This window comes from Klebsiella sp. K5-306 (assembly GCF_051835185.1).
Lineage (GTDB): Bacteria > Pseudomonadota > Gammaproteobacteria > Enterobacterales > Enterobacteriaceae > Klebsiella > Klebsiella oxytoca.
In genome coordinates this window covers 200,197-215,505 of sequence record NZ_JAIFJY010000009.1, presented here as the reverse complement: position 1 = coordinate 215,505, position 15,309 = coordinate 200,197, and the positions used below count along the sequence as shown (strand labels likewise).

General features: G+C 54.8%; 16 protein-coding genes. 8 read left to right on the top strand and 8 right to left on the bottom strand.

The window, feature by feature from the left end; all coding sequences use genetic code 11:
- Positions 1–10: 10 nt before the first annotated feature.
- The 4 genes from K2184_RS15810 to K2184_RS15795 form a co-directional block, all read right to left on the bottom strand.
- A complete protein-coding gene (locus K2184_RS15810; protein WP_024274105.1) occupies positions 11–1,663 on the bottom strand; it encodes an MFS transporter in 1,653 nt (550 codons plus the stop codon).
- Complete coding sequence (locus tag K2184_RS15805) at positions 1,663–2,094, bottom strand: MarR family winged helix-turn-helix transcriptional regulator (protein ID WP_004101713.1); 432 nt, start codon at positions 2,092–2,094, stop codon at positions 1,663–1,665. Before K2184_RS15805 ends, K2184_RS15810 begins: the two co-directional genes overlap by 1 nt.
- 177 nt (positions 2,095–2,271) lie before the next feature.
- Complete coding sequence (locus K2184_RS15800; protein WP_064351524.1) at positions 2,272–3,546, bottom strand: Glu/Leu/Phe/Val family dehydrogenase; 1,275 nt, start codon at positions 3,544–3,546, stop codon at positions 2,272–2,274.
- Between the two features lie 368 nt (positions 3,547–3,914).
- Positions 3,915–5,240 carry an MFS transporter gene (locus tag K2184_RS15795; protein ID WP_004101717.1) on the bottom strand — a complete coding sequence of 442 codons (1,326 nt, stop codon included), beginning with the start codon at positions 5,238–5,240 and terminating at the stop codon, positions 3,915–3,917.
- 383 nt (positions 5,241–5,623) lie between these two features.
- Between K2184_RS15795 and K2184_RS15790 the strand changes: the two genes are divergently transcribed.
- On the top strand, positions 5,624–6,415 hold the full coding sequence (locus K2184_RS15790; RefSeq protein ID WP_163525570.1) for a YdcF family protein: 792 nt from the start codon (positions 5,624–5,626) through the stop codon (positions 6,413–6,415).
- A 266-nt stretch (positions 6,416–6,681) separates the two neighbouring features.
- A complete protein-coding gene (gene aldA / locus K2184_RS15785; RefSeq protein ID WP_032728167.1) occupies positions 6,682–8,121 on the top strand; it encodes an aldehyde dehydrogenase in 1,440 nt (479 codons plus the stop codon).
- A gap of 238 nt (positions 8,122–8,359) precedes the next feature.
- Here aldA and gap read toward each other — a convergent pair whose 3' ends face one another.
- Positions 8,360–9,358: a type I glyceraldehyde-3-phosphate dehydrogenase gene (gap, locus tag K2184_RS15780; RefSeq protein ID WP_163525572.1), complete on the bottom strand. Its 999-nt coding sequence runs from the start codon at positions 9,356–9,358 to the stop codon at positions 8,360–8,362.
- Positions 9,359–9,617: 259 nt separating this feature from the next.
- Positions 9,618–10,112, bottom strand: a complete 495-nt coding sequence (locus K2184_RS15775; protein WP_004101724.1) for a GNAT family N-acetyltransferase — start codon at positions 10,110–10,112, stop codon at positions 9,618–9,620.
- A gap of 86 nt (positions 10,113–10,198) precedes the next feature.
- Here K2184_RS15775 and K2184_RS15770 point away from each other — a divergent pair, with 86 nt between their 5' ends.
- Both K2184_RS15770 and K2184_RS15765 read left to right on the top strand, forming a co-directional pair.
- Positions 10,199–11,125, top strand: a complete 927-nt coding sequence (locus K2184_RS15770) for a LysR family transcriptional regulator (RefSeq protein ID WP_032705087.1) — start codon at positions 10,199–10,201, stop codon at positions 11,123–11,125.
- A gap of 131 nt (positions 11,126–11,256) precedes the next feature.
- Positions 11,257–12,228 (top strand): GGDEF domain-containing protein, encoded by a 972-nt coding sequence (locus tag K2184_RS15765; protein ID WP_004101728.1) that lies wholly within the window; start codon positions 11,257–11,259, stop codon positions 12,226–12,228.
- 81 nt (positions 12,229–12,309) lie between these two features.
- Here the strand turns inward: K2184_RS15765 and ydfZ are convergent, their stop codons facing one another.
- Positions 12,310–12,513, bottom strand: a complete 204-nt coding sequence (gene ydfZ / locus K2184_RS15760; protein WP_004101729.1) for a putative selenium delivery protein YdfZ — start codon at positions 12,511–12,513, stop codon at positions 12,310–12,312.
- A 279-nt stretch (positions 12,514–12,792) separates the two neighbouring features.
- On the opposite strand from ydfZ, the gene K2184_RS15755 reads away from it, so the two are divergent.
- Entirely contained in the window at positions 12,793–12,990 is a 198-nt protein-coding gene (locus K2184_RS15755; protein WP_004101732.1) for a hypothetical protein, read from the top strand.
- 383 nt (positions 12,991–13,373) lie between these two features.
- Here K2184_RS15755 and K2184_RS15750 read toward each other — a convergent pair whose 3' ends face one another.
- On the bottom strand, positions 13,374–13,616 hold the full coding sequence (locus K2184_RS15750; protein ID WP_004101739.1) for a DinI family protein: 243 nt from the start codon (positions 13,614–13,616) through the stop codon (positions 13,374–13,376).
- A gap of 215 nt (positions 13,617–13,831) precedes the next feature.
- On the opposite strand from K2184_RS15750, the gene cybB reads away from it, so the two are divergent.
- The 3 genes from cybB (at position 13,832) to K2184_RS15735 (ending at position 15,303) form a co-directional block, all read left to right on the top strand.
- Positions 13,832–14,359 (top strand): cytochrome b561, encoded by a 528-nt coding sequence (gene cybB, locus K2184_RS15745; protein WP_163525574.1) that lies wholly within the window; start codon positions 13,832–13,834, stop codon positions 14,357–14,359.
- 90 nt (positions 14,360–14,449) lie between these two features.
- Complete coding sequence (locus tag K2184_RS15740) at positions 14,450–14,923, top strand: GNAT family N-acetyltransferase (protein WP_004101741.1); 474 nt, start codon at positions 14,450–14,452, stop codon at positions 14,921–14,923.
- 104 nt (positions 14,924–15,027) lie between these two features.
- Positions 15,028–15,303: a metal/formaldehyde-sensitive transcriptional repressor gene (locus K2184_RS15735; RefSeq protein WP_004101746.1), complete on the top strand. Its 276-nt coding sequence runs from the start codon at positions 15,028–15,030 to the stop codon at positions 15,301–15,303.
- Positions 15,304–15,309: the final 6 nt, after the last annotated feature.

Sequence of the window (15,309 nt, the reverse complement as noted above, 5' to 3'; positions counted from 1 at the left end):
AGTAAAAATTTTATTTGCTTCCCGTCGCGCGCTTTAACGCAACGCGGGCGGTAATACGTAATCTTATTAAGCGCCAGAAAACCCACACCAGCGTGGCGGCTGAAATCGCTGCCGTCAGCAGATAGGTATCATTGTAAGCGAGAATATTGGCCTGCAGCGTGGCGGCGTTTTGTAGCAGCGTGGTGGCCTGAACGTTGAGCAGGGTGCTGTCGCCAATCTGGCTTTGATACATTTGGCTGTACTGCTGCAAACGTTCAGTAATCAGCGGATTGAGGGTGGTCAACTGGTCGGCGAGCTGGCTGGAGTGAAACTTCTCCCGCCATGTCTGAAAGGTGCCGAGAATGGCCGACCCCAGCAGACCGCCGATATTCTGACTCATGCCGAACAGTACCGAGAAGCTTACCAGATTGCGCTGGTCGGCAATCACGCCGCCAATCCCTGCCAGCATTGCCGGAGCAAGGAAAAAGGCGCTGCCGAAGCCCAGCAGAAACTGGCTGAACATTAGCTGTTCCGGGCGGGTCAGGATGGTCGACTGGCTGTCGAGCAGCGAGGCAACCATGATCAGCGCCAGCGCCGTAGCGGTGGGCCAGTAGAGACGCTGCGGGTTGAGCGTCAGACAGCTGGCGACGATGCCGCAGATGATGCCGGCGAAAATCGACCACGCCAGATTGGTCATCTGTTCATTCTGCAGGCCGACGTACTGCAGCCAGCCGATGACCCCGGTATTTTGCTCCGCCAGCACGATGCGGATCAGCAGCATAATCAGCCCGAGGCGCAGAATGCTGCCGCTGGAGAGCCATTTAATATTGAGTAACGGGTTGCTGCGGTTATGTTCAAAGGCAATCGCGGAGACGATGAGCACCACCGCTCCCGCCAGCGCCCAGCCGATCCACGGCGCTTCAAACCACCAGTCCAGACGCCCCAGCGACAGCACCGCGGTAACCAGCGCCATTCCCGGCGCCAGCAGGAAGAAGGTGATAAAGTCTTTCTTCTCAAAAACTTTTTTACGATCGCTTGGGGGAAGCTTCAGGGCGATCACGCAGGCCAGCGATACCAGCGCCAGCCCCAGTTCAAAGAAGTACAGTCCGCGCCACTCGTCAATTTGCAGCAGTTCGGTGGAAAACAGGCGCGCCAGCGGGATCGCCAGCGATGAGCCGGTAATACCGATAGTCAACGCTTTTAGCCGATGGCGGGCGGGCCAGGCCTGCACCTGATAGTAAATGCCTAACGAGCTCAGCGCCGCAGCGACCATCCCATGGGCGGCGCGTACCATCAGCGCGGAGCTAAGGTCGTTGACGAACAGGTGAAAGAAGGTCACCAGCACATAGAGGACGAGAAAGCCTTCGGTGAAGGCGCGCAGGCCATACTGCTGACGGAATTTTACCAGCAGCAGGTTGATAGAGACGTTCGTCATCACGTAGACCGCCGGAAGCCAGGCTATCTCGGTGGACCAGGCGGCAAAGGTTCCCTGCAACAGTTGCAGGTTAGCGGTGACCACCGCGTTGCCCAGCGCACCGGTCAGGCAGACCAGCAGTCCAACGATCCCGTAGGCAATGCGCCTGGGCGTGCTGTGAATCGGGGTGGAAGGCGAGCCGAGGATCGCCGGTTTTTCGTGCGGAGCCCAGTCGTGGGGCACATAGGGGTTATCTTTACGGCGAGGCATTATTTTTTCTCTACCTCGCGCAGCAGTTTCTCCAGCACGCGCTGAGTCTGCTGCTGTTCGTCGGGCGTGATAGCGGTGAGGATCTCCTCACGCAGTTCATCGGCTACCGTTTTTACCTGCTGATACACCTCAAGGCCTTTAGCGGTGGCGATCAGCAGCCGTTTACGTTTGTCGCGTTCGGTTTTCACCCGCTCAACCAGCCCCAAATCCACCAGCCGATTAAGCAACGGGACGAGGGTCGCGCTTTCGACGCCCAGCTCCTGGGCCAGCTCGCTTTGCGATAGCGGCTGCGCGTTGCGCGCGATAGCGGAAACGGCGACCCAGCTGGCCTGGCTCATGCCGAGGTCTTTGAGGCGACGGTTGACCGCCAGCCGCCAATGATGGGCGGTCAAATACAAAAGATGGGAGAAATTTAGCTGTCGGTTATCCATAGTTCGGTCTGCAATATCGTTAGAGCTCTAATGATTTTATGTCTGGCCAAAACGAGAATTCAAGTCCGATTGATAAAAACAGGTTAACGGTATGTGCGTTTATTGTGGTAGAAGCTTTGGAAGGGGGGAAGGAGAGTTCTGGTCTCAGCCCGGCTTTAACCGGGCTGAGAAGGGGGATTATCCCGGATAAATACCGCGATCTTTACGCGCCATCAGAATTCGCTCACAGGCCACGATATAGGCGGCAGTACGTAAAGAGCACGCTTTTTCCACCGCTTTATCGTAAACGTGAACGATCGCATCGGTCATAATGCGGTCCATTTTGGCGTTGATCTCTTCTTCGCTCCAGAAGAAGCTGGCCATATCCTGCACCCATTCGAAGTAGCTCACGGTGACGCCGCCGGCATTACAAATGACGTCCGGCACCACCACGATGCCGCGTTCGGCCAGCACGTCGTCCGCTTCCGGATAGGTCGGGCCGTTAGCGCCTTCAAGCACCAGTTTGCAGCTGAGGGTTTCCGCGCGCTCGCGCGTAATCTGACCTTCCAGCGCCGCCGGGATCAGAATATCCATCGGCGTCGTCCAGAACGTTTCTTTGTCAATTTCGCGGGCGCCCGGGAAGCCGGCAATTTGCTTGTTCTCGGCCTGCCAGGCGGTCAGCGCGGCCATATCGATACCGCCTTCGTTATACAGCGTGGCGGTATGGTCCTGAATGACCACAATCCGCGCACCGACGCCAGCGAACAGGCGGGCCGCTTCACTGCCTACGTTACCAAACCCTTGCAGCGCGACCTTCGCGCCTTCGATTTCGATACCGCTGCGGCGGGCCACTTCGCGACCAGTGACGAAGACGCCGCGTCCCGTGGCCTTTTCGCGGCCCAGAGAACCGCCGAGATGAATCGGTTTACCGGTGACCACGCCGGTGATAGTGGTGCCGTGGTTCATGGAATAGGTGTCCATCATCCAGGCCATCACTTTACCGTTGGTGCCGACGTCCGGCGCCGGAATATCTTTTTGCGGCCCGATAATAATGCCGATCTCGCTGGTGTAGCGACGGGTCAGACGTTCCAGTTCACCTTCTGATAAAGAGAACGGATCGACGCGGATACCGCCTTTGGCGCCGCCGTAGGGAATATTGACTGCCGCACACTTAATGGTCATCCAGGCTGAGAGGGCCATGACTTCATTCAGGTCCACATCCGGATGGTAACGCACGCCGCCTTTACCCGGACCGCGTGAGAGGTTGTGCTGGACGCGGTAGCCTTCGAAGTGGCGAATGGTTCCGTCGTCCATTTGTACCGGGATATCAACGATCAGCGCGCGTTTCGGATGGCGCAGCGTTTCGATCCAGTAGGCCAGATCGCCGAGGTAGGGGGCGACGCGATCGATTTGACGCAGGTAGGTGGTCCATGGAGATGTACTACTTTCAGAAGCGTAAGATAACTTTTCCATAAGAGTCCTGTTTTGCAGTGATAATTATTTTGTTAACCGTGGAAAGATACAGCCATAAAATCTGTAACGAGAATGTTATCACCAATTTAATGGGACGGTATTTGGCAAAAATGCAGAATATGCTGCCGTTATCGGTAGGGTTGAAGTTTTTGTGAATAAAAAAACGCAAAACAGCGTCGACTACGGATGAATATGCATCTTTGTGCATTAAAGCCGTAGTTTGGACCCTTTATCCCTATTTATCAGAATCTTGACTTCCTTCAAAAAGTGAACAAAACGCTATATTTGTGTGTTGACTTTGTTGCATTGCAGTGAGCATCCTTCGGCTGCTGCCGGCAGGGTGAATGGGTTGCCGGCAGCGAATGGCTTTATAACATCTCGCTCCTGGTGGCGACAGCGCCGGGAGCCTGCTTTAAGCGGCTGGCGCAGAAAATCGCGATAAGTGAAATCACCACCGTTCCCGCCAGATACCATGCGACCGGTATCCAGTCACCGTCATATTTTGCCAGCAGTCCGGTGGCGATCAGCGGAGCGGTACCCCCGGCGAGCGCGGCGCCAAGCTGGTAGCCAAGGGTGATGCCGGTGTAGCGAACGTTAGCGCTGAAGATCTCGGAGCAGAGCGTCCCCAATACCGCGGTAACCGGTGCCCACAGAATACCGAAGGCGATCACCGTGGCGAGCGCAATGCCCCACGTGCTGCGGGTATCCAACAGCAGAAACCACGGTACGATAAACAATCCAAGCAGCACCACGCTGAGCGTGTACATTTTCTGGCGTCCGATTCTGTCTGAAAGCAGTCCCATCAGCGGGATCATAACCGTAGCAACCAGCGCACCGAGGGTGACGGCTTCAAGCGCCTGGGATTTTTGATAGCTCAGCGTGGTGGTGGCATAGCTGACCACGAAAGTCGAAAAAATATAGAATGGCGCGGTTTCCACTACTTTGAGGCCCGCAGCAATTAACACTTCGCGCCAGTGATACTTGAGCGTATCGCGCAGCGGCGCCTTTGCTACCTGGCCTGACTGCTTCACCTGTTTAAATTCCGGCGTTTCATCAATATCTTTGCGGATCCACAGACCAATAAGAACCAGCACCGAGCTGAGCAGGAAAGGGATGCGCCAGCCCCAGGAGAGAAACTGCTCTTCGCTGAAAAGGGTCATTAGCGAGACGATAAAAGTGGCCATCAGCATGCCAATGGTCACGCCCGCCTGCGGAATGCTGCCGAAAAAACCTTTGCGCTTTTCCGGTGCGTATTCGTAGGCCAGCAATAGCGCACCGCCCCATTCGCCGCCGATGCCCATTCCCTGAACGATACGTAAGGTTATCAGCAGCGCTGGCGCCCATAAACCGATCATCTCATAGGTGGGAAGCAGACCGATGGCGACCGTTGCGCCGCCCATCAGGGAGAGCGTCAGGACCAGCGTTTTCTTACGCCCGATTCGGTCGCCAATATGTGCGAAGACCACCCCGCCAATCGGGCGAATGAAAAAGGTCAACGAGAACGAGAGCCAGGAGAGGATTAAACCGATGACCGGATCGACCATCGGAAAGAAAATCTTGTTGAATACCAGCGCCGCCGCCGTACCGTAAAGGAAATAATCGAACCATTCAATGGCGCTGCCGGTGAGGCTGGCAATGAGCACCTTTTTGTTTTTCTTGAGAATTGATGTGGTGCTGCTCTCGTGCAAGGTCATCTTTTAGCTACTCCCCCAGAGTCATCACAACCCGGTGACACCTGATGATTTTCAGGTGCAACCTGGCGAGCGATGAGGTTATTTAATTGTTAAGGAAGCTAGGGTTGTATGTTGCATTTGGCAAGTCTGGTCGCCGCGTCAGGGAGCCGTTTTTGCCATTTTTACCGGCGAATCGCGCCGTTATTTAGCCGTTTATTTGAACGTATTCGCTAACAATCGGGCGTATGGTGGTGAGTTATTGAGGTGCAACCGTTCTGTTTTTGGACGTTTCTTGTTATTTCAATCTTGTTACCGCTCAGGCTTTATTAACCCTTAAAGGCGGCTCCGGTTTATCATGGTATCCACAATCCCGTGAAGTGTGACATTGGCGCAAAGGAGAGAACATGTCGGAGCATTTTCCATCACTGCCGGAGGCGACGCTAGCCGCGGCGAACCAGCTGGGGGCCTGGCTGGCGCAGCATGATTTGCCGCAGCAGCCATCAATCGATGTCGTGGTGCTGGCGGGCAATGCGGTGATCCCAACCATTGATTTCGCCTGCCAGCTGGCGGCGCATCACGCCGTTCCGCTACTGATCAGCGGTGGTATCGGGCATTCCACTTCGTTTTTATACCACGCGGTGTTGAACGATCCGCGCTATTGCACCATCCCGGTAGCCGATCGCGCCGAGGCGCACATTCTGGCCGATATTGCCCACCGGTTCTGGGCTATTCCTCGCGAATACATTGTCGTGGAAGACCGCTCCACCAACTGTGGAGAAAATGCGCGTTTTACCCGGCAAATGCTGGAACAGAGAGGTATTACGCACCGAACGGGCGTGGTGATCCAGGACCCGACCATGCAGCGGCGAACGATGGCGACCTTTGCCCGCGTCTGGCAAGACGCAGCGCATGCGCCAATGTGGCACAGCGCGCCGGGGTGTTCGCCGGTGTTGTGCAATGGCGCTAACGGCGTCACCTTTAGCGGCGATAGCAGCGGCCTGTGGCCGGTGGAACGCTATCTGGCGCTGATCCTCGGCGAGCCGCCGCGGCTGGCGGACAATCCGCAGGGTTATGGCCCGTTGGGTAAGGGATTTATCGCTCATGTGGATATTCCGCCGCAGATTATTGATGCGTGGCAGACGCTGCGCAAGGACCGTCTGCTGTCCGATACATTGAGCGCACGCCAGCTGGCTTAGCTATTAGCCTTAACGCTGTCAGTCAGCCGTTGTCTTTGGCAAGCGCAGGGATGGTCCGGACGTATCCGCCGCATTGCCCGTTTGCGTTGGCGATATCGCAAACGGGCAGGTAGTGTTACTGAATTGTGATTTTTTCAGCGCCGGCTTGGTCTGTTTTTATGAAATATCTCACAAAAACAAACGTCCGGCCTGTCTCTTTGACCTTTGGACGATAATTTTTAACATCTATTTCACCTGTTAAAAACAATAATCCTGAGGAGCAGACCATGACAGCACCCGTTCAACACCCTATGTATATTGACGGTCAGTTTGAAGCCGGCCGCGGTGATGCATGGATTGAGGTGATCAATCCGGCCACGGAAGCGCTCATATCGCGTATTCCTGACGGCAGCGCGGAAGATGCGCAGCGCGCGATTCTCGCTGCTGAGCGCGCTCAGCCGGGCTGGGAAGCCTTACCTGCGATCGAGCGAGCGGGGTGGCTGCGTAAAATCGCTGCCGGTATCCGCGAACGGGCCGACGAGATCGCCGCGCTGATTGTCGCCGAAGGCGGGAAGATCCAGCAGCTGGCGGCGGTAGAGGTCTCCTTTACCGCGGATTACCTGGATTATATGGCCGAATGGGCGCGTCGTTATGAGGGCGAAATTGTGCAAAGCGACCGCCCGGGAGAAAACATTCTGGTATTCAAACGCGCGCTGGGCGTGACCACAGGCATCCTGCCGTGGAATTTCCCGTTCTTCCTGATTGCCCGCAAGCTGGCGCCAGCGCTGATTACCGGCAATACCATCGTAATTAAACCGAGTGAGTTTACGCCGAATAACGCCATCGCTTTTGCGCAAATCGTTCATGATATCGGCCTGCCGAAAGGGGTCTTTAATCTGGTGCTGGGCCGCGGCGAAACCGTGGGTCAGGAGCTAGCCGGCAATCCAAAGGTCGCGATGGTCAGCATGACCGGCAGCGTCACCGCAGGGGAGAAGATCATGGCCGCGGCAGCGAAAAACATCACCAAAGTATGCCTGGAGCTGGGCGGGAAAGCGCCGGCTATCGTGATGGATGATGCGGATCTTGAGCTGGCGGTAAAAGCGGTGGTCGATTCTCGCGTGATTAATAGCGGGCAGGTGTGTAACTGCGTTGAGCGCGTGTATGTGCAAAAAGGGCTATACGATCGCTTCGTTAACCGTTTGGGCGAAGCGCTGAAAGCGGTGCAGTTTGGCGATCCGGCAGCGCGCGACGATATTGCCATGGGGCCGTTGATCAATGCCGCAGCGCTGGAGCGGGTTGAGCATAAGGTAGCGAAAGCGGTGGCTCAGGGCGCACGTATCGCTCTGGGTGGGAAAGCGGTGGAGGGTAAAGGCTATTTCTATCCGCCGACGCTGCTGCTGGACGTGCGCCAGGAGATGGATATCGTTCATGAAGAGACGTTCGGTCCGGTACTGCCGGTCGTGGCGTTTGATACCCTGGAAGAGGCGCTGGCGATGGCCAACGACAGCGATTACGGGCTGACGTCATCAATCTATACCCGCGATTTGAACGTCGCGATGAAGGCGATTAAGGGGCTGAAGTTTGGTGAAACCTATATTAACCGCGAGAACTTTGAGGCGATGCAGGGTTTCCATGCCGGATGGCGTAAATCAGGGATTGGCGGCGCCGACGGGCGTCACGGCCTGAATGAGTATCTGCAAACCCAGGTGGTCTATCTGCAGGCCTGATTTAGCAGAGGAGCGGCGCGTTCCCCGGAGGCGATGCTGCGCATCTGTCCGGGCTACAGGTTACCAGCCGTCTGCGGTCTCGTAGCCCGGGCAAGGCGCGTTGCGCCGCCCCCGGGAGAAACGTGCAGAACGTGGCAGACATTCCCGGAGGCGATGCTGCGTATCTGTCCGGGCTGGAGGTTACCAGCCGTCTGCGGTCCGGTAGCCCGGGAAAGGCGCGTTGCGCCGCCCCCGGGAGTTATTTGGCGAATTTATCCAGCACGCGAATCAGCTGGGTCACGAAACCGTATTCGTTATCGTACCAGGCGACGGTTTTTACGAGCTGGAGATCGCCAACTTCTGCGATCTCCAGCTGGGTGGCGTCGTAAATTGAACCGAAATGGCTGCCGATAACGTCTGAGGAGACGATCTCCTCTTCGGTATAACCAAATGACTCATTGTTCGCCGCCGCCTCCCTCATCGCCTGATTAACCTCCTCGGCGGTCACTTTTTTCTCCAGCACCGACACCAGTTCGGTCACCGAACCGGTTTTGGTCGGCACGCGCTGAGCGTGGCCTTTCAGCTTGCCGCTAAGTTCAGGGATGACCAGACCGATAGCTTTCGCCGCCCCGGTGGTATGCGGAATGATATTTTCCGCCGCCGCGCGGGATGCGCGTAAATCTTTGCCGCGCGGGCCATCAACCAGCGACTGGGTGCCGGTATAGGCGTGAATCGTGGTCATGGTTCCCACTTTAATACCAAAGGCGTCATTCAGCACTTTCGCCATCGGCGCCAGGCAGTTGGTGGTGCAGGATGCTACAGAAATTATTGTATCGTTGGCGTCCAGCGTATCGTCGTTAACGTGATAGACGATGGTCTTCATATCGCCCGCCGGCGCGGAGATCAGAACTTTTTTGGCACCGGCGGTCAGATGCGCCTGCGCTTTCTCTGATGAAGTGTAAAAGCCGGTACACTCCACAATAAGTTCAGCGCCCGTTGCTTTCCACGGAATATGCCGGGCCTCTTTTTCGGCATAAACGGTGATTTTTTTGCCATCAACGATCAGCGCATCTTCAGTAAAATCAACGCTCCAGGGGAAAGGTCCGTAGTTAGAGTCGTGCTTTAGCAGGTAGGCCAGCACTTTCGGTGAGGTGAGATCGTTAATGGCGACCACCTCTAAGGAACTATTAACCTCCAGTAACCGGCGCAGCACCAGCCGTCCAATACGCCCAAATCCATTAATCCCGAGTTTGCTCATGAAGAATCTCCAGGTCAGTTGAATCGTGATGTGAAAACTTCTCCAGGCTTAGTCCAGCAGTCAGGATAGGGCAACCAGCGAATTTTTTGCCGCGAGAAAGGTGGCCGCTAAATATAGCGGGAAAAGCGTGTAAATCCGGGAGGTTGAGGGTATGACGGAAACGGCTAATAATTTTTTGTTTCAGCGTTATACGCCACGGGCATATTGGCTGCGCAGAGAAAAGGAAAGGGCGGACCCGTAAAGACCCGCCCGAGGGCGATTATCTGGCCAAAGCGCCTGATTCAGCAAAAGCGGCTAGCGCGGCGCCGTCAAGACGATAGCGCACCCATTCACTTTGCGGCAGCGCGCCAATGCTCAGATAAAAATCGATGGCTGGCTGGTTCCAGTCGAGCACGCTCCACTCTAACCGGCCGCATTCTCTTTTAACCGCTAGCTGAGCAATGGTGCGCAAGAGTGCTTTTCCCGCGCCGTTGCCGCGAAACTCGGGCGAGACGTACAGGTCTTCCATATAGATGCCATTGCGTCCGAGCCAGGTGGAATAGCTGGTGAAGAACACCGCATACCCAGCGACCTTATTTTCTATCTCGCAGATCAGCGCTTCCGTTTTGCTGTCGCTGGCGAAAAGGGTGGCCTGGATCTCCTCGACCGTGGTAACCACCTGCTCCGGCGCTTTTTCATACACTGCGAGCTCATAAATCATGTCATAAATTGCTTTTGCGTCCGCCGGGCTGGCCTGACGAATGGTCATATTCATTGAATTACCTGTTGTGCCGTCGTGAGTTTGATACCGCAAAGCATAAACGTTAAGGTTAGAAGAATTAAGTGCAATGAAATCACTGAATGATGAATATTATGCATCCCGCCCTTCGCCGTCTTGATTTAAACCTGCTGCCGGTATTCGAGGCGGTCTACCGCTATCGCTCGGTCCGCCTGGCGGCGGAAGAGTTAGCAATGAGCACATCGGCGTTAAGCCACGCGCTATCCAGGCTGCGCGCGGCGCTTAACGATCCGCTTTTTTATCGTGAGGGTCACCGCATGTGCCCCAGCGTATATGCGACCCAGCTCGCGCCGTCGATATCATCTGCGTTAAAGTTTTTAAATCAGGAGCTCACCCCGCAGCCAAAGTTTGTCGCTTCCGCCAGTACCGACTGCCTACAGATCGCGATCACGGATTTCACCGCGCAGTGCGTTTTTCCAACCCTGATGTCCAGACTTCACCACCAGGCGCCGGGTTTGCGTTTCGAACTGCGTTATCTGCCGCATAGTCCGGCGCTGACGGAACTGCTGGCCGGAGAGGTGGACCTGGCGTTGGGTTTCAGCGCGCTCAATGAAGCGGAACATCCGGAACTGGATGAGATTCGCTGGCTGCAGGATGACTATGTTGCGATGAGTAACGAAAGGCGGAACAGACTCACGCTGGCGGATTATCTGGCGGCCCAGCATCTGGTGGTCACTCCGTGGAATGAAAGCCAGGGGGTTCTCGATGTGCAGCTGGCGAAAATGGGCTTCACGCGACATATCACCATCAAAACCCCCTCAATGCTGAGCGCACCGTTTATTATTGCGCAAAGTGAACTGTTGATGGCGATGCCGCGCTCGGCTGCTGAAAAGATGCTCGCAACCGCCGGGTTGAAGATTTTTGAACTGCCGTTTGAGGTGCCGCCATTTGAAGTGAAAATCTATTCCCATAAGCGCAGCGGTCAGCGCGGCGCAAGCCAGTGGCTGAAAGACACGCTGCGGGAGTGGGCGGCGCCGGAGGGCATCTGATGGCGGGTTTGACGAGTCAGCGATATATGCTTAACTCATGATATCAGAAATGTAAAATCTGTGTTAACAATCAAGGCGTGCATTGACTCTACGCGCTGCGCCGCTCATCCATAAAAGATAAGAGAGACAAATTGAAATTAGCCGGACCTCATCCAGATGAACTGCGTCGTCTGCAATCGCTGCGGGCATCCGGGTTACTGAATAGCGGAAAAGAAGAGCGCTTCGATCGCCTGACCAGGCTGGCGCGTACGCTTTACGATCTGCCGGTGGCGTCGATTAGCCTCGTCGGGGAGAACACCCTGCATGTAAAATCCTGCGCCGGACTTGATGTGGATACGCTGCCGAGGGATATCACCTTCTGCGCGCACACCATTCTGCAAACCGATCCTTTGATCGTCAACGACCTGCAGCAGGATATGCGCTTTCACGATAACCCGCTGGTGACGGAAGCGCCGTTTATTCGCTTTTATGCCGGGTATCCGGTTCAGCTACCTGACGGCGCGACGGTAGGTTCGTTCTGCCTTATGGATCATAAGCCGCGCGCTTTTTCCGGACATGAAATTCAGATATTGAGTGACCTGGCCGCCATTGTAGAAGATGAATTCAAAGTGCTGGACGCGGCGACCGCCGACGAACTGACGGGGTTATTTAACCGGAGGGGATTTTTGTCGTTAGCGGAGTATGCGCTGTTAACAGCCAGACGGCGAAGTGAACCGGCGAGCCTGGTGTTTATCGACCTCGATCGCTTTAAGCTGATTAACGATACCTGGGGCCATGAGCAAGGGGATAAAGCCCTGACGGCAATCGCCGATGTGATGAAGTCTACCTTCAGAGAGTCGGATTTAATTGCCAGACAGGGCGGCGATGAGTTTATCATCCTGCTTGCCAATACCGCCCAGCAGGCCGCGAACAAGGCGATGGAGCAGCTTAGCCAGAATGTTGCCGAGTATAATCAGCAAGCGGGTAATCCGTGGCAGCTGGCGTTCTCATGGGGCTGCGTTGAATACGATCCCCATGAGCACCATAGTCTCAATGACATCGTTGCAGTGGCCGACCGGCGGATGTATCAGGCTAAAACGAGCCATGGCGCAGAGCGCCGGTAGGCGTGTCGCCCGGCGTCGTCTGCCGGGCGTCTGCGGCATCCCCTGCGGTTCAGGCGGGTGATCGCCGCAGCTTGCGCAATCTTAGTGGAGTCCAAGACGGATCAATTCAACGGGCTCGAATTTGCCTTCAGCGCCTTCAACTTCTACTGTCTTATTACGACGCAGCTGGGCAGGAGTAAGACCATTGGCATGTATAGCAACAATTTTACCGGTTTTACCCGTCCCGTTAATCATTACCTGACTACCGTTAGTAATAGGGTTGCGGTTACGATCGTAAGTGATCATGGCTATTTCTCCTCTTAATAATCTGCAAATAAAACTCCGCTTAACCACCAGGCTTACTCCCGGCAACGGACGTATTACAAATACGCCTCTGAGGCTGGCGTTTTTTTGTTTTTGATCAACATCACACTTTTTAGCGGTCAGCGAAGGCCATTTCCTGACCGTTCGTCCGCGCGTTATGCTTCTGCAGGTCTTTGACTTTGTACACTATGGTTGCGGATGCTCAGGTTGCAGACGCGGTTGCGGCTGCTAAACTTTTGGCGGGCATAACGGAGCGGAACGATGAACAACAAAGACGAGCAAACGGGGCTGATCGGGCTTGCGATTGGCGCAGCGGTCATTGGCCTGGTGTCTGACCAGAAGCCAATTAATCGGGAAAGTATTGTTGAGGAACTGATGCGGTTAGGCAGGCAGAAGGGAGATGGCGTCGAGGACGAGATTTTTAAAAAAGCGGCAACGCTGGTGCGAAAGGGGATATAAACCCCGATAAAGAGATAAACGAAGCCCGGGTATCAGAAAACCCGGGATTACACCGGGAGCAAAGTCATCATTAGCCAGGCTAAAAAAATGCATATCAGCGTCATATACCAGACAAAACTCATTTTACCACCTGACTCTACAGCGCCATGCCAATCACTGCGTTAACCACGGATGAAGCCATTAACACGCCGCCAACGATATAACAGGTTCGGTTCTTTCGGCTCGCGGCTAAGGCCAGAAGAACAATAGCTGCGGCAAAGAATGGGATAGCTATGATGCTAAATGTGTTCATGATTCCCTGAGGCCTTATTCGTCAATATTCCCGCAAGTGGCTTCGCGGTTAAGAAGGCATAGACCGCGATTCGAAATCTACCGGAACCCGGTTAATCTTCCTGCATCCACATATCGGCTTCTTCAAACATTTCCTGCACGGCGCGGCTGATCTGCTCCTTCTCGTGCTTGCTGGCGTCGGTATTAATCGAAGCTAAAGTCATCATCGGTTTTACGCGGACGTCGGCATCGGGAAAAATGCGGTGAACTCGCTTCGTCAGCTCATTAAGAATGATCTCTTTAGCGCCGGCCAATCCCTCGAAATTTCTTTTGTCATAAATCAGTTCTACAAACATGCGTTATCCCGGTTATTTTGATGACAGCCAGTATTGTACTGTAATTATATACAGCGTCAAGGCGACAGAATAAGTTCCTCGCGCAGGCGCGATCTCTGCTTTTGCATCAAATGCCGGAGTAGGGCAATTGTTTTTTTATAAGTACGTAAAAGTTAATGAATTTTTAATAAAAGGTGGTTATGTTGACTCCATCACCATCTTTTTAAGGGTTTTCCATGCGCGATAAATACTCTGGCCTGCAGATAGGCATCCACTGGCTGGTTTTTTTATTAGTGATTGGCGCGTACGCGGCGATGGAGCTGCGGGGCTTTTTCCCGCGCAGCGCGCGGCCTGCCATTAATATGATTCACGTCTCGTGCGGTATTTCTATCTTTGTTCTGATGGTGGCGCGCCTGCTCGTGCGCCTGAAATCACCGGCGCCGCCGATAGTCCCCAAACCATCGCCGATGATGACCGGCTTCGCGCATCTCGGGCATCTGGTGATCTATCTGCTGTTTATCGCGCTGCCGATCATCGGCATAGTCATGATGTACTATCGCGGCAACCCGTGGTTCGCTTTTGGTCTGACCATGCCGCACGCAGCGGAAAGCGACTTTGAACTGGTGGATAATCTGAAAGCGTGGCATGAGCTGCTGGCCAATACCGGCTACTTTATTATCGGCCTGCACGCGCTGGCGGCGCTGATGCACCATTATTTCTGGAAAGATAACACGCTGCTGCGGATGATGCCGCGTAAGCGTTAAACCCCGCTAAACCCGCTTCGGCGGGTTTTTTGTCGCTCTTTATTTTAATTGTGATAAAAATGTTATCAACAATAAAAAAAGGGGAAGGGTATGAAAGTCAGACTTGCCATCGCAGAAGAGGCTCCGGCCCTTTGGGAAGTTCGTAATCAGGCGATTCGCCACGGCTGCCGTGAAAGCTATGCTGCGGAAGTCCTCCAGGCCTGGACTCCCGACAACATGCCTGAAGGTTATCGCCATGCGGTGCGCGATAATCCATTTTTTGTTGTTGATGATGGGCAGGGCAAGCCAGTCGCCAGCGGCTATCTGGATATCAAAGCGGGTAGCGTTGAAGCCATATTTACTTTGCCGACCTGGGAGGGTAAAGGCTGCGCCAGCATGATTATGGCGGCGATTATCGGGGAGGCGAAACAACGCAAGTTCAGGCACATTACCCTCGATGCAACGCCAAACGCGGCCGGTTTTTATCTGCGCCTGGGATTCACTTCAACCGGCGAAAAGCGCTGGCATTCGAACATGGCGAACGCCGACTTACGCTGTGAATCGATGATCCTTAGCCTCGACTGAGCGCAAATTCTCGCCGCTATGCTACGGTTAAAGCGGCGAAGCCATTTGCCTCATGGCAATAATAAATATAGTATACCCCCCTATATGATATGGAGGGCGACACCATGCCACATTCACCTGAAGATAAAAAGCGTGCCCTCAGCCGGGTAAGGCGCATCCGCGGCCAGGTTGAAGCGCTCGAGCGGGCGCTGGAATCTGGCGAACCCTGTATGACCATTCTGCAACAGATTGCCTCTATTCGCGGCGCCGCTAACGGCCTGATGGGGGAGATGGTTGAGATTCATCTGCAGGACGAACTGGTTAGCGGCGAAACGACGCCAGACCAGCGCGCCGCCAGAATGGCGGAAGTCGGGCATCTGCTACGATCCTATTTAAAATAAAATCAC

Coding starts and splice junctions, on each gene's coding strand:
- K2184_RS15810 (WP_024274105.1), bottom strand. CDS start 1,663: ATGCCTCGCCGTAAAGATAACCCCTATGTGCCCCACGACTGGGCTCCG.
- K2184_RS15805 (WP_004101713.1), bottom strand. CDS start 2,094: ATGGATAACCGACAGCTAAATTTCTCCCATCTTTTGTATTTGACCGCC.
- K2184_RS15800 (WP_064351524.1), bottom strand. CDS start 3,546: ATGGAAAAGTTATCTTACGCTTCTGAAAGTAGTACATCTCCATGGACC.
- K2184_RS15795 (WP_004101717.1), bottom strand. CDS start 5,240: ATGACCTTGCACGAGAGCAGCACCACATCAATTCTCAAGAAAAACAAA.
- K2184_RS15790 (WP_163525570.1), top strand. CDS start 5,624: ATGTCGGAGCATTTTCCATCACTGCCGGAGGCGACGCTAGCCGCGGCG.
- aldA (WP_032728167.1), top strand. CDS start 6,682: ATGACAGCACCCGTTCAACACCCTATGTATATTGACGGTCAGTTTGAA.
- gap (WP_163525572.1), bottom strand. CDS start 9,358: ATGAGCAAACTCGGGATTAATGGATTTGGGCGTATTGGACGGCTGGTG.
- K2184_RS15775 (WP_004101724.1), bottom strand. CDS start 10,112: ATGAATATGACCATTCGTCAGGCCAGCCCGGCGGACGCAAAAGCAATT.
- K2184_RS15770 (WP_032705087.1), top strand. CDS start 10,199: ATGATGAATATTATGCATCCCGCCCTTCGCCGTCTTGATTTAAACCTG.
- ydfZ (WP_004101729.1), bottom strand. CDS start 12,513: ATGATCACTTACGATCGTAACCGCAACCCTATTACTAACGGTAGTCAG.
- K2184_RS15755 (WP_004101732.1), top strand. CDS start 12,793: ATGAACAACAAAGACGAGCAAACGGGGCTGATCGGGCTTGCGATTGGC.
- K2184_RS15750 (WP_004101739.1), bottom strand. CDS start 13,616: ATGTTTGTAGAACTGATTTATGACAAAAGAAATTTCGAGGGATTGGCC.
- cybB (WP_163525574.1), top strand. CDS start 13,832: ATGCGCGATAAATACTCTGGCCTGCAGATAGGCATCCACTGGCTGGTT.
- K2184_RS15740 (WP_004101741.1), top strand. CDS start 14,450: ATGAAAGTCAGACTTGCCATCGCAGAAGAGGCTCCGGCCCTTTGGGAA.
- K2184_RS15735 (WP_004101746.1), top strand. CDS start 15,028: ATGCCACATTCACCTGAAGATAAAAAGCGTGCCCTCAGCCGGGTAAGG.